The organism is Bradyrhizobium liaoningense, from assembly GCF_018130785.1.
In the GTDB taxonomy this organism is placed as follows: domain Bacteria; phylum Pseudomonadota; class Alphaproteobacteria; order Rhizobiales; family Xanthobacteraceae; genus Bradyrhizobium; species Bradyrhizobium liaoningense_A.
Window position 1 is genome coordinate 16,633 of sequence record NZ_JAFCJT010000043.1, and the last position, 13,646, is coordinate 30,278.

General features: G+C 62.9%; 10 protein-coding genes and 2 pseudogenes. 6 read left to right on the plus strand and 6 right to left on the minus strand.

Features of this window, described 5'->3' with window-relative positions; genetic code table 11:
- The first annotated feature begins 34 nt into the window (after positions 1–34).
- Together JQ627_RS38060 and JQ627_RS38065 are read left to right on the plus strand one after the other, a co-directional pair.
- Complete coding sequence (locus JQ627_RS38060; RefSeq protein ID WP_249143728.1) at positions 35–901, plus strand: VOC family protein; 867 nt, start codon at positions 35–37, stop codon at positions 899–901.
- Between the two features lie 71 nt (positions 902–972).
- A complete protein-coding gene (locus JQ627_RS38065; protein ID WP_245285673.1) occupies positions 973–1,386 on the plus strand; it encodes a putative quinol monooxygenase in 414 nt (137 codons plus the stop codon).
- 288 nt (positions 1,387–1,674) lie between these two features.
- On the opposite strand, the gene JQ627_RS38070 is transcribed toward JQ627_RS38065, so the two are convergent.
- From JQ627_RS38070 to JQ627_RS38080, 3 genes and pseudogenes are all read right to left on the minus strand, one after another.
- Entirely contained in the window at positions 1,675–4,500 is a 2,826-nt protein-coding gene (locus tag JQ627_RS38070) for a winged helix-turn-helix domain-containing protein (protein WP_249143729.1), read from the minus strand.
- A gap of 342 nt (positions 4,501–4,842) precedes the next feature.
- Positions 4,843–5,242 (minus strand): annotated as a pseudogene (locus tag JQ627_RS39750) (hypothetical protein).
- Between the two features lie 61 nt (positions 5,243–5,303).
- Entirely contained in the window at positions 5,304–5,471 is a 168-nt protein-coding gene (locus JQ627_RS38080; RefSeq protein WP_212489453.1) for a hypothetical protein, read from the minus strand.
- Between the two features lie 124 nt (positions 5,472–5,595).
- On the opposite strand from JQ627_RS38080, the pseudogene JQ627_RS38085 reads away from it, so the two are divergent.
- Positions 5,596–6,152 (plus strand): annotated as a pseudogene (locus JQ627_RS38085) (DinB family protein).
- 11 nt (positions 6,153–6,163) lie between these two features.
- Here JQ627_RS38085 and JQ627_RS38090 read toward each other — a convergent pair.
- Positions 6,164–7,126: a LysR family transcriptional regulator gene (locus tag JQ627_RS38090; protein ID WP_212489454.1), complete on the minus strand. Its 963-nt coding sequence runs from the start codon at positions 7,124–7,126 to the stop codon at positions 6,164–6,166.
- Positions 7,127–7,205: 79 nt separating this feature from the next.
- On the opposite strand from JQ627_RS38090, the gene JQ627_RS38095 reads away from it, so the two are divergent.
- The gene (locus JQ627_RS38095) at positions 7,206–7,793 is read left to right on the plus strand and encodes a nuclear transport factor 2 family protein (RefSeq protein ID WP_249143731.1); all 588 of its coding nucleotides are present in this window, start codon (positions 7,206–7,208) and stop codon (positions 7,791–7,793) included.
- 48 nt (positions 7,794–7,841) lie between these two features.
- Here JQ627_RS38095 and JQ627_RS38100 read toward each other — a convergent pair whose 3' ends face one another.
- Complete coding sequence (locus tag JQ627_RS38100; RefSeq protein WP_212489461.1) at positions 7,842–10,307, minus strand: TonB-dependent receptor; 2,466 nt, start codon at positions 10,305–10,307, stop codon at positions 7,842–7,844.
- Positions 10,308–10,460: 153 nt separating this feature from the next.
- Positions 10,461–11,816 (minus strand): histidine kinase, encoded by a 1,356-nt coding sequence (locus tag JQ627_RS38105; RefSeq protein WP_212489455.1) that lies wholly within the window; start codon positions 11,814–11,816, stop codon positions 10,461–10,463.
- A gap of 192 nt (positions 11,817–12,008) precedes the next feature.
- Between JQ627_RS38105 and JQ627_RS38110 the strand changes: the two genes are divergently transcribed.
- Positions 12,009–12,629: a response regulator transcription factor gene (locus JQ627_RS38110; protein ID WP_212489456.1), complete on the plus strand. Its 621-nt coding sequence runs from the start codon at positions 12,009–12,011 to the stop codon at positions 12,627–12,629.
- Between the two features lie 74 nt (positions 12,630–12,703).
- On the plus strand, positions 12,704–13,549 hold the full coding sequence (gene fghA / locus JQ627_RS38115) for an S-formylglutathione hydrolase (protein ID WP_212489457.1): 846 nt from the start codon (positions 12,704–12,706) through the stop codon (positions 13,547–13,549).
- The last annotated feature ends 97 nt before the right edge of the window (positions 13,550–13,646 follow it).

Sequence of the window (13,646 nt, forward strand, 5' to 3'; positions counted from 1 at the left end):
ACTCTCCGTTCTCCAGCAAGCTTTACGTCGCACCATGTCGATCAAGCGATGGAGACGGAAGATGACCGAAGAGACAGACCTCGAGACGACCGGCATCGGACGCCGGGATGTTCTTCTCACGGCCGGAGCCATGCTGGCGGGAATGGCGGCGACCAGCCCTTCGATTGTGAATGCCCAAGGCGCTCCCCGTCCCGCTTCAGCTGCGCGCGATTCCGCGCCGCTCGGCGCGCGGTTGCAAGGCGTTCAGCATTTCGGCGTGACCGTGCAAAACATGAATCGCGCCTTCGAGTTCTACACCGAAGTGCTGGGCGGCACCGAGATTTTCCGCGATGGCGACTTCCAGGGTGAGCCGATCCACAACACGCTCTTGACCGATCAGGAAATCGAAGCGCGCGAGCGTCATGTCAACCCGCGCACGATCGGGGTTCCCGATCTCAGGGGCGGCACCCAACGCCTCGACGTGCGCTTCGTCCAGTTCGACAACGTCGTGATCGAGCTTCTGCAATATCGCGACGCCGGTCAGCCGTCGGGCAGCGGCGACAGCTTCGCAGAGCCTCGCGATCACATGAGCCCGGCGTTTCCACGCTCCATGCACATTTGCTTCTATGTGAGGGATGACGTCGACTTCAACAAGTTCATCCAAGACCTCGAAGCAGAATCGGCGCGCCGCGGCATGACGCAGGTGCGGGCCAATCGTGTGATCACCGTGACGTCCGAGCAGCAACGCCGCGCCGCCCCGATCGAGGCGAACACCAATCGCATCACGCAGGGCCTCTCGGAAGGCTGGGAGCTGATCTACTGCAAGGGTCCCGAGGGAGAACAGCTTGAATTCGTCAAGGCCCTGGGGCCGGTCAAGAAACGCTTCAGTGACGCGCTCGCCGGCCGCCAGCAGCGGGGCTAGAGCAGCACGACGCCTGTTCCTGTGAGCCCCTGCCCTGCAAGAGCATGCGCGCGTACCGGAGGATGATCCCCATGACGTCACGAACACGAATGATCCTGGCCCTCGCTGCTGCTTTACTCGGCGGCGCGGCGCCGGCCGCCGCACAGGAGCGCGACGGCGTTCGCTATCGCGCCATTCCCGACGGTGCCTATTCGGTTGTCGCCGAAGTGCGAGCCAAGCCGGGCAAGGAACGCGCGCTTCGCGAAGCAACGCTGCCGCTCGTCGCGCTTGTCCGCAGCGATCCAAAGAACCTCGTCTACTTCTTCCAGGAAGATCGCGAGACACCGGGACGCTTCATCTTCTATGAGATCTTCGCAACCCGCGACGACTTCGAGGCCCACAACGCCATGCCCTATGTCCAGCAGTGGTTCGGCCGGCTTCCCGAGTTGGCGGAAGGTGGCGTCGTGGTCAGGCGGCTGGAAATCCTTGGCCATGGCGGCGGTTGAACTCCGCCCGGAGGCCGTCGCATCGGACCATCGACGGCGGCCTGAACCCGCTTGCGGTTTTTACCTTGTTTAACTGACCTCCTGGTGCTGGACAGCTCGCATGTGCCGATGCTGTCCCAACCCGAAGTGGTTGCGGAATTCATCGCAAAGGCAGCAGCAACGCTCTAAAGCGCGAAGAGATTGGAGGAATGGTCATCGCGCTTTAGGTCGTTTACGCATGATCTTTCCGGAAAACCGCTTCGCACTTTGCGCTAACGCGGCCCTTCGGGTCCGGATCAGCTTTGGGGATCAGGACAAGCGGGCGATCTGCCGCCGCGCGATCGCCTCCCCTCTGGTCTCGTCAAGAATTTCCCGCGCCCGGGCCAGCCCGGGAACGTGCTCCCGGTCGCCGAGACGTCCCAGCAAGTCGCCGAGGACGGCGTGCGCGACCGCCGGTCGTCCGGCGACCAGCTCCAGTTCGGCGAGACCGACGCTGGCATCGCATTCATGGAAATAGATGCCCTGCGAGCGCATCAATTCGATCGCGCCCACGAACAGGTTTCTCGCGGCATCCAGATCGCCCGGCCGATTACGCGCCATCAGGATCCTTGCGAGGACGGGGTTGTATCGTCCAATGAACCGGCCATCCCGGTCGCCGAGGCATTGTGTCATCGCCTGCTTTGCCGCGGCCTCCGCTCCATCCAGATCACCTAACAAGCGTCGCGTCTCCGCAAGTTCAACCCACAGGATCGGATGAAGCGTCCCAGTCTTCAGGATAAATCCGTCCTGCAGACTACGGGTCAGGCTACGCTCTGCCGCTTCGAGGTCACGGGCTTCCTCGCGGATCAGAAGAGCCTGAAAGACATCGACCAGAACGCGCCATGGACGATAGAGGCTGGAAACAGCCTCGAGCTTCCGCAAATATAGCCTGACGCGTTGAAAATCGCCCGATGCGAGGTGAGCCCAGATAGCGCCCTGGGCGAGCACGAAATACAGGGTTGTCACGTGGCCCTGGTTTTCCGCCTGGCTGACGGTCGAAGCCAGCAGAGACCGCGCCTGATCGGAATAGCCCAGATAATATTTGGCGAGCCCGAGCCCGACCCTGCAGGAGATGATCGAGTCGATACCGCCAAAATAAAGCGAAACTCTTCGCGGGATCACCGTTCGGTCGTCCAGGAACGCCTCGAACTTCTGGTGCGCCAACTTCATGTCGGAGGCCTCAAAAGCCTGGAAGGCGGACCAGCGCAGGAGAAGCCGCGACATCACCGCATCGTTCGATCTCCTGCATACCGCTGCGAACGCATCGATGTACGGCGAGGCGGGACGCCGGGTCAGGAGCATGTTCTGAATGATTCCGTAGAGCGCGCGCATCTCCAGGAGATCGTTGCGCGCGATTTGCGCTGCCCGCCAGGCGTGTTCGTAGAGGCTCGCACCCTCGAGACCCGGCACATAGACCTGCGCCGCCGCGAGCGCGACCAGCACGCGAGATCTCACGGCGGGCCCGAAATCGGGACTGCTGTCGGCAAAGCGCAACGCCAGCTCGAGATGAGGAACGCCTCGCGCGAGGGACGTGAACTCGAGCCATAGACGCTCGGCTGCAAGAACCAGCGCGATCCCGAGGCCGGGGTTGACGGAAAACGCCCAATCGAGAGCGACGCGAACCTCGTCGATGTAACCACGCAGCTGCGCACTGTCCGCGACGGAATCGCAGGCGTCCCAATCCCTCCGTTCCAGCACGTCGAGGAAATAGCGCGCGTGGCGCTCGTGCACCCTTTGCCGATCGCCTGCCGTGCTCGATGCCCTGCTGGCGTAGGCCCGCGTGGTCTCCAGCAGGCGATATTCCAGCAGCGTGGCCCGATGATCGAGGCTCAGAAGCGACTTGCCCGCCAATGCGGCCACCGCTTCGCGGACACTTGCCATGTCCAGATCGTCATCGCTGGCAACCGCAATCGCAGCATCGAGCGTGAACGGCCCGGCAAAAATGGAAAGACGCCCGAGCACCACCCGCTCCCTTTCGGGAAGCAGATTGTAGCTCCAGTCGATCGTGGCCGCGAGCGAGCGATGACGCGGAATCGCGGTCCGGCGATCGACCCAGAGCAGGGAGAACCGTTCGTCAAGCCCGCGGCGAACCTCGTCGACGCCGAGGACGTCGACCATCGAAGCAGCGAGCTCGATGGCCAGGGGCATTCCATCGAGATGCCGGCAAATCTCCGCGATCGCTGCTGCGACGGTATCGTCGATCTCGAAGCCCGGAAGTCTCTGGCAGACGGTTCGCGTGAACAGCTGGGCCGATGAATAATCCTGAAGGTTCTCCGCTGTGACCGGAACAGACGACGGCGGTGTTTCCAGCGGATCGAGACGCCAGACCAGCTCGCCTTCGATCCGCATGGTTTCGCGGGTCGTCACCAGAATGTGGACGTCGCTTGTATCGCTGAGCACCGCTTCAACGAGAAGCGCGACATTCTCGGTGACATGCTCGCAGGAATCCAGGACCAGCAGCAGGTGTCGGCCGTGGAGGGCCAGCAACACCTGATCGAGACTTGCGGCGACGTGAACCGGCAGATCTAGCGCGCCGGTAACCGCCGCATAGACCTGACTGCCGTCAGTGATGCGGTCGAGCTCGACAAGGCAGACACCGTCGGCATAGACCGCTTCGAGCTCACTCGCCACGGCAAGCGCCACGGTCGTCTTGCCGATTCCACCGGGCCCCAGGACCGTGACGAGCCGCTTGTTCTGCAGCAACTCCCTGATGTTGCCGATCACCGCACCGCGGCCGATCGGCGTGCTTGTCGCGCCCGGCGCCCGGCACCGGCGCTTCGGTGCGCGATAGACGCTGACCTCCCCGACGAAGCGGTATCCGAAGGATGCCTCTGCGCGGATCAGGTCGCCGTATTCACGAAGCGCTTTTCTCAGGCCGGAGATCTGAACCTTGAGATTGGCCTCGGTCACGATCCTCCCGGGCCATGCCCGATCGTAGAGCACAGACCTCGAGACGAGCTCACCCGGAGCTTCCAGGAGAGCACCCAGGATCGCCGCCGCGCGCGAGCCAATCCTGACGGGCGTCTCACCGTGCAACAGCAGGCGTCTGGCCAGGCTGAAACGAAATGGTCCAAATGTAACTTCCGGACCCGACATTGCCTGTTCAGCCCTCAGCGCAGCGATGGTCGACCGGTCGGCCGTTCTGCAGAGGCGTCGCGCGATCGCCGACCTTGTGGCCACAGCAACTCGACAAGGTGTCGCAGGCACAGGACGCGGTCGATCCGGACCCTGGCAAATTGGATCGGGTGATATCGGGATCGAGCGGGATCATCGGTTGTGGCCAGTGCTCAGCCGGTACGGAGGTACGCAGCTATCAGGCACAGGCCCGGAATTCTTCCGGATTGGCACGAATTGGGTTGGGCGAACTGACGCAGCCCGCGTTCGATTGCAGCCGAAGGGCCGATGCCGGAGCAAGGCGCAGGGCGCCCGCGCGTGCGGTCAGCGCGAGCGCTTCGGCAATTTCGGGAGCTTGCCGGGATCGAACGGGGGGACCTTCGCGATCTGTTCGGGGGCCGGCGTCGGCTGTTCGGTCCGAATGAGCGTTCCCTGGAGCACGACGCCCGGCGCCTGTCCAGCCGTCGCGGTGTAAGTCGCGATCTTGCCGGGGCACGTCCCCTCGATCTCCAACGTGAGTTCGTCTTCGACGCCGAAGACCGTTACACGCCCATCGGTATGACGCTTCGTCAGCACGATGGCGGTGAAGCGATACGTTGCAGGAGCCGTGATAGGTCATCAGGCTATCGCGGCCCCAGATCTGGCCATCTGCGACATGGACGATCCCGGTACCCTGGTCGAGCGGCGTCTTGTACCAAGCCGCGTAGGTGCCGTCCTTGAGCATGGGAGCAGTCTCCCTTGACATTCCCTCGCGAATAATCCGCATGATTAGCGCTAAGAAACGGTTAATCACGCGGCCCGTGCCAATCCGGGTGGTCCCTGCGCAGCTCCTCTTCAAGCTCCTCGATGATGCTGTGAAGCAGACACGCGGCAAGTGGATCGGTGACTTCGCGCTCCAGACGCCTGTAACGCGCGATCAGGAATTCCTGCTCTCGCAACTGGTGCTCTGTCATCGGACGGGCCCTCCGGCAAACCTACCCGGAAACAGCCAAGTCGTTTCGTTACAATTTTCAGATCATTTGCTATGGTTTCCGATCGGTAAAGGAGCGCGGCGCCAAGCAGGTCGCGGGGTTTGCAATGTCGATCGTTCAAAGCTATCGCGCCTTCGCCTATAACAATGCCTGGGCGAACCACCGATTGCTCCGCGCGTGCGCCGAGCTGAGCCAAGGCGAATTTGAGGTCGAGCGGATTTCCCGAGCCTGCAGCGGACGTTGAACCATATTTACGTCGTTGACGTCTTTTGCGTCGATGCACTCGAGGGCGGATGGCTTGGGACGAAGGCTTGGGAGGATCCGATCCCATTTCCAGCTCTTGCAGGGCTCTCGGAAACTCAAGCATCGATGGACCGCCGCTTCATCGGCGTCTGCGATGCTCTGACACCCGCCTCGTTGAGCGAAGACGTGCCGATCAATCGAGATTCTGGCGTCCAGATAGAGCGACGCGACCGGCTGCTGATGCATCTCATCCAGCATCAAATTCACCACCGTGGGCAGGCGCACACGATGTTATCGGGAACGCGAATCAAGCCGCCGCAGCTCGACGAGTTCTTTTCAGCTGCCGAAGCGCCGTTGAGGGCATCCGAGTTTGCCGATCTGGGCTGGACGGAGGAAATCGTTTGGAGGCCGCCCAACTGAGCGAGCGCGCGCTACCGATTGCGGTTCCGACCTGCTCCGACCGAGGCGAAGATAACTTCCATCAGCCATGCAACACCGGCGTCCTTCATCGCGGCCTTGGTCGCGATGGCGCAGATCGTATCCGGTTTACGGGCGAAGGGCAGCTCTACGAACATCAATCCGAAATGCCCGGCGTGCTGCTGCACCAGACGCCGCGGCAATGCAGCGATCAGTTCGGACCCTGCAAGCTGGACCAGCGCCATCATAAAGTTCGGGACAGTCAAGGCAATGCGGCGCTTGAGACCGCGCTTTGCCAACATCTCATCGACGAAGCCGCGTGGCTCACCGCTGAGAGACACCAGCAGATGCTGAGATTGCGAGAAAGCCGCAGGTGTCGGAGCTCTGGCGAAGGCGTGTCCCTTGCGCATGGCCAGAACGAATTCCTCGTCGTAGAGCCTGCGGGCCTCGAAACGCGGCGATACCGCCGGCAGCGGCAGCATCGCCATGTCCAGCTCTCGTCTTTCGAGCATCTCGAGGCACTCGTGCCAGGGCTCGCCGATCGCGCCGCCGCGGGGCGCGGGCATCACATGGATCAATCCGATGTCGATGTGGGGCGCCCTGCTCGCGATCGAACCCAGTAGTTGCCCCGTTGTCGAGGCGAGAACAGCATCGGGTGCCCCGATCGTAAAACGGCGATGGCTTTTTGCAGGGTCGAATGGTCTAGCCGAGCCAACCAGTTGTTCGACGCGCGCGATGATTTCAGCGATCGGGTGATCAAGCTCCAGGGCCCGCTCCGTTGGAACGACGCCCTTCGGCGTTCGCAGGAACAGCGGGTCGTTCAAAACAAGGCGCAGCCGGCCAAGCGCGTGGCTGACAGCGGACGGCGTCAGGTTCAGTCGCGCGGCTGCGCGCGCGACATGGCGTTCTTCCAGGACCACGCGGAAGAGCACAAGGAGATTCAGTTCGATCCTGGATAGATCAATCTGGTTCAGCATATTGCTGAAATCATATCGCTAGATTCATCGAGATCAAGGCCTCATGGAATGCGTAGATCGTGCAATCAGGAGCCTCGAAATGATCAGAAGGTCGAAAGAGGTGAGCAAAGGCCATGGCTCGCCGGACAACCAGGACTTGCCGCACACGATGTCGAGGCGCTCGATGATGATGGCGGCAGCGGCAATTCCTGCTTCCGCTCAGCTTTCAGCCGGCGCGACCGCCGAGGACGATGCGACAGCCGGTCTCATCAAGCTCGCCGGCGAGAAGAATGCCGCCTTCATGCGTGGCGACATGGACCGCTGGTCGCAGCTCGTCCGCATTGCCCCGGATTTCACGCTGATGCAGCCCTTCGGTGGCCCTGCCAGCCTCGGATTCGACGACAGCCCAAAACGGCTGGCTGACCTGGCGCAATATTTCAGGAACGGGGAAACCGGATTGGAGGTCGTACAGAGCTATGCCTCGAACGGGCTCATCGCGCTCGTCATGATCGAACACCAGCGCGCGGAGGTCGGCGGCCTGCCTGCCCAGGACTGGTCGCTGCGCGTCACGGAGATCTATCGCAAGGACGGCACGGACTGGCAGCTGGTACACCGCCATGCAGACCCGCTGGTCCGGCGCATTTCCTTGCAGCAAGCGGCGATCCTCGCCCGAGGTTGGGCGGAGTAAAGATGATGTCTCTCGCCCTACAGAGGCGGCAGGGCTTGCGTGTCGAACTCAGAACGTCATCCGCATGCCTGCATAGAACGCACGGGGCCTTGCCGGGCTCAGCGATCGCGGGTCGTTAAATTCCGCACCGCCATTGGTGAAGTTGGGCAAGGCTTCCCTATCGAAGAAGGTGCCAAGGGTCGAGTAGCGGTTGTCGAAGATGTTGCTGACGCGACCGTAAATCTGCAGGTTCTTGGTGATCTGGTAAGAGGTGTGGAGATTGAACACGGCGTAGGACGGCAGCTTCGGAAACTGGTTGGACTCATCGCCGACGAAGTACTGGCTCGAGACAAAGAGCGCGTCACCCCCGACCTTCCAGACATCGGTAACCGCATATTCGATGCTTGCCTTAACAAGGTGGCTAGGGAGGCGCGGAATGTGATTGCCCGGCAAGACCTGGATATTGCCGTCGGCGTCGGCGAACGGGCTATCCGAGCCAAGCGTCAGCGCGTCGAGGAAGCGTGCGTCCAAGAACGCATAGCTCGCCTGGAACTGAAGCACATTCGACTTGATGCTCACCTCGGCTTCGACACCCTGCCTACGTGTCCGGCCGACGTTCTGGAAAAAACCGAAGCCGGTCAATCCAGGAATCGGAGTCGCGAGAATGTCGTCATAGTTGGTCGCCCGGTAGGCACCGAGTTTCCACCCGAGCGTGCCAATGTTCAATTGCTTGGTGCCGCGGAAGCCCGCTTCGAACGTCTTCGATACGACTTGCTGAAGCGGGGGGTCAGCGATCAGGAACTGCCCGATGATGCATGGCCTAGCCGGATCGGCGCAGCCGAGTTCGAGCGGCGTCGGCACCCGGTTGGCTTCGGAATAGCCCGCATAGGCTGTCACTTCAGAGGTGATCTTGTAGGTGCCGCCGATGATGGGATTGAATCGATTATAGTTATGATCGCCGTTGAGCGCGGTGCCGAGCTGGTCCATCAGGGAGATATGGGCCGCATTGAACCGCCCGCCTCCCGTGATCGCGAAGCGATCATCCACGTTAAACGTGTCGAGGGCATAGAGCCCCTGATATTGATTGACGGTGCGAAGCGACACCGGGCCGATCGATGTCGGGTCGCCGGACTGGCCCAGGAAAATGCCGCTGCCAGTGACGACATAGTTCGTGCCTATCGTTCCCAATTCGGCGCTGCCGGTGAAGCGCGTGCTGCTGACATCATAGCTCGCGCCAACTACGAAGCGGTTCTCATGACCGAACAGCTGGTCGCTGTTGGTCGCCTGACCGGATACACCAAAGGTGGTCGATTTCGTGCTGGTGCGATCGATCTCGCCGAGTATCGCGTCCGGCGCAAACGGGTTGGCGAGCTGAACGCCATTCAGGCCAAAGGCCGGGACCGTATCATCGCCAAAGCACAGAAGGGTTGGATCGGCACACGCCTGGGCATCGGTCGGATTTCCGTCCACGGTACTCTGTCTGAAGCTCCGCAGATGCGCCGTGCCCTCAAAGGTCCAGGTCGGCGTCGCCTCCACCTTGCCGGTCAGGTTGAGATAGCCGACCTTGTTGGAGATGGTTTGCGGCGTCGTGTAGGTCGCGCCCCAATATTGCTGGAGCAGTTCGGCCGGAACAGTGCTGGGTCCTGCCAGGGAATTGTTGGCGACGCCGCCATTGAGATGAAACTCGTTGCCTTCGAAGCGATACCCGACATCGCCATAGAAGCGCCGGACATCCGATTTCGAGAAATTGCGGAAACCATTGTCGTGAACGCCTTCGAGCGCTCCGTAGACCGACCAATTATTGTCGACCTGCTTGCCCCATTGCGCGGAGCCCTGGATGCGGCCGAACGAACCGCCCATGATGTCGATTTCGGCACCTTGATAGTTGAAGCCGTTCTTCATCTGCAGATCGATGGCGCCGCCGAGCGCGTTAAGGCCGTATGCCGGATTGTTAGTTACGACCACTGCCGATCGGATCGCAGCCGTCGGGATCAGATCCCAATTAACAGTGTCGGAAAACGCCTCGTTGATGCGTACGCCGTTCTGGTAGACGGCGAGGCCCTGCGGCGTGCCGGCCAGAGGTGAAGCGATGAAGCCGCGAAACTGCACATCGGGCTGGAATGGATTGCCGGTCACTTCATTGATGCTGAGACCAGGCACGTACTGCTGCAGGGCAACGGCGATATCTGGCGAGGCGGTACGCCTGATCTGGCTGGCATCAACCGCATTGATCGCGGACGGGACCTTGTCGACGTCGAGGCCTCGGCCGGTGCCCGGCGAGGTTGGGTAGACGTAAAGGCGTGTCTTCGGGGCGGCGGAGGACGGCGCCCCTATGCGCGCGACCGGCCGCGTTGGCGCACTGCGCCTCACGGCCGGCGGCGGCGGTGCCGTGATCTCGACCGCCGGCAGGTTCTGGATGTTGGTCTGCTCGTCCGGCGCGGCCCCGGCAGGGCCTGCGAAGACCAACCCCGACATCAGCCCCGTCGACACCGAGGCCATCAACACACGACGCTTGAACCAAAGACGCTTGCCCATCCCCGCCTTCCCATCCGTGACCACAGGCCGTTTTGATTTTCGCCGTTTGGTCGAGACGAGTGTAATCGGCGGCCGTTCGCGCGCCAGCCACAAAAGGTCTGGCATGATCCGCACCCGTTTTCCCGACCAAATCGGGAATTTTTCCCGATGAGGTCAGGCCGCCGCCGTCGGAACCAGCGCCTCCACGGTCAAGCCGCCGTCGCCGGAGACGACGTTGAGCGTGCCGCCCAGCGCCAGAATGCGCTCGCGCATGCCGACGAGGCCGAAGCCGAGCTTCTGGCCCGGCTCCATGCCGCGGCCATTGTCGCTGACCCGCACCCGGGCACAGCCGCGGCCGTCGCGCTCCGCCGGCTCCACGGGTTCGATGACGACATTCACCGAGGTCGCGCCGGCATGGCGGAACACGTTGGTGAGCGCCTCCTGCACGATGCGGTAGATGGTGAGGTCGGCGGTCTCGCCGGTGACCCCCAGCGCCGGCGAGATCACAGTCTTTATCGCGACATCGGGATGCGACTCCCGCCATAGCCGTGACAGGGATTCCAGCGCCTGGCGCAGGCCGAGTTCGGCAAGGCCGACGGGCCGGAGCCGCTCCAGCACGCGGCGATTGAACTGCTGGAGCGCGTTGATCTGCTCCAGCATGGCGCTGCCATGCTTTCGCACGGCATCCGCGCTCGGGGCCCGTCCATCAGCCTGCTTCGCCAGCGCGCTCGCATGCGCGCGCAGCGAGAACAGATACGGCCCGAACTCGTCGTGCAGCTCGCGCGCGATCTCCTTGCGCTCGACGTCCTGGAGCGACACCGTGCGCTCGGCGAGGCGCCGCTTGTCCTCCACCGCCTCGCCGAGCGTCGCGGCAAGATGGTTGAGCTTGGTGCAGATCGCGGCGAGCTCAGGCGCGCCGCCCGGCGCGACGCGCGCCTGATAGCGCCCGCCTTCGAGCTCGGCCATCGTGTCCGCCAGCGACTGGAGCGGCGTGAGCGCGCGGCCGACGACCGTCATCATCACCAGGAACAGCGCGAGTGCGATCACCGAGCCGACCTCGAGCTGGGTCACGATGGCGTCCCAGATCTCGGCGATCTCGTCATCGGGATGTGCGGTGATCACCAGCGAGCCCGGCTTGCCATGGACCGAGACGGGCACGCTCACCGCAGTCTGCTCGGGATGAACCAGGCCGACGAACCAGGCCGGCGGCCCGCGCGCGTCGTCGTCGGCGGGCCGCGGCGGCGTCAGCGGGTTCCCGCCGGCGTCCTGAAGCGCGATGCTGACATGGCGCAGGCGGCTCAGATCGCGCGCGATCTGGTTCAGCCTGGCATCCGGATCGGGCGCCTCGTTCAGATCCGCAACGATCATCTCGATGAATTCGCGCGCAAGCCGGATCACGCTCTGGTCCTCGGCCTGCACGCGCGGCCCGGCTTCCGCGACCTGGCGGCCGATATTGACGGCGAGTCCCAGTGCCAGTAGCAGCGCCAGCAGAAGGTTGATACGCGCGCGCAACGATAGATTTTGCCACATTGGTGCCGCCCGTGCCTCGCGAAGGTTGGCCTGCGCCTGTCCGATGACGTTGACAGAGGCGAAGCGCCCGATATCTAATCGTAAGCGTACAGCAATCCCGACCGGGTTGCATGAGGCGACATGAGACGCGTGCGTCTTCCTTGGTCGCATCATGCGGCGCAGAACAGGTCGCCGCTGTCGCGGGGAACGCCTATGCGCATTCTGATCGTGGACGATCATCCCATCGTGGCTTCCGGCTGCCGTGCCGTGCTGGCCGACGAGGGCGAGATCGAGATTTTGGAGGCCGCCGACGCCGAAGACGGCGAATGCGTCTTCATTGTCGAGCGCCCCGACCTCTCGATCATCGACATCAACCTGCCGACCGTCTCCGGCTTCGAGCTCGCGCGCCGCATCCTCGAACGCGCGCCCGAGGCACGCATCATCATGTTCAGCATGAACGACGACCCTGCATTCGCCGCGCGCGCGATCGAGTGCGGGGCCAAGGGCTACGTCTCCAAGACCGGCGACCCCGACGACCTCGTCGAGGCGATCCGCGCCGTCGGGGGCGGCGGCACCTATCTGCCGACAGCGATCGCGCGCAGCATCGCGTTTGCGGGACCGACGCTGGCGCAAAGCCCGCTGTCGAAGCTGAACGCGCGCGAGATGGAAATCCTGCGGCTGCTCAGCGCCGGAAAGAGCTTGTCCGAGATCGCCTGGCTGGTGCAATCGTCCTACAAGACGGTCGCCAACACCTCCTCGATCATGCGCCAGAAGCTCGGCGTGAAGACCTCGGTCGAGCTGGTCCGGCTGGCGATCGATAGCGGCGTCGCCTGACGCGCACACGCCACGAATTCGGTCACACAAGCGTTGCAATCCTGATGTGGTTAGATGCCACGGAGCATAACGGCATGACGATCCAGACTGTCTCGACCAACACATCCTATGGCGGCGTTCAGGGCGTGTACCGCCATGCCAGCCAGGCGACCGGAACCGATATGGTGTTCTCGGTCTATGTTCCCCCGCATGCGCAGGGCGCAAAGCTTCCCGTGGTCTGGTATCTCTCCGGGCTCACCTGCACCCATGCCAACGTCACCGAGAAGGGCGAATTCCGCAAAGCCTGCGCCGAGCTCGGCCTGATCTTCGTCGCGCCCGACACGAGCCCGCGCGGGCCCGACGTCCCGGGCGACGCTAACAATGCCTATGATTTCGGCCTTGGCGCCGGCTTCTATGTCGATGCGACGCAAGAGCCGTTCGCACGCAATTATCGCATGTGGAGCTACGTCACCGACGAATTGCCCAAGCTCGTGGCGGGAAATTTTCCCGTCGACGCCAAGCGGCAATCGGTGATGGGCCATTCCATGGGTGGCCACGGCGCGCTGACGGTGGCGCTGCGCAACCCGCACCGCTACCGCGCGGCCAGCGCCTTCGCCCCGATCGTGGCGCCGTCGCAGGTGCCCTGGGGCATCAAGGCGCTGACCGGCTATCTCGGGCCAAACAAGGACGCCTGGCGCAACCACGACACGGTGGCGCTCATCGAGGACGGCGCGAAATATTCCGGCTTCCTGGTCGACGTCGGCGATGCCGACAACTTTTTGAAGGAACAGCTGAAGCCCGAATTGCTGCAAGCGGCCTGCACCAAGGCCAACATCCCGCTGACGCTGCGGCGACAGGCGGGATATGACCACAGCTATTATTTCATCTCGACGTTCATGAGTGATCACCTGCACTGGCACGCGGAACGATTGAAGGGATGATCGCTTACCCTCCCCTGGAGGGTAGGGGAATCGCATATGGCGGCGGATGGGCGTTGCGAAGCGGTTGGAACTGGATTCTTTGGGTGTCTCCCACTTC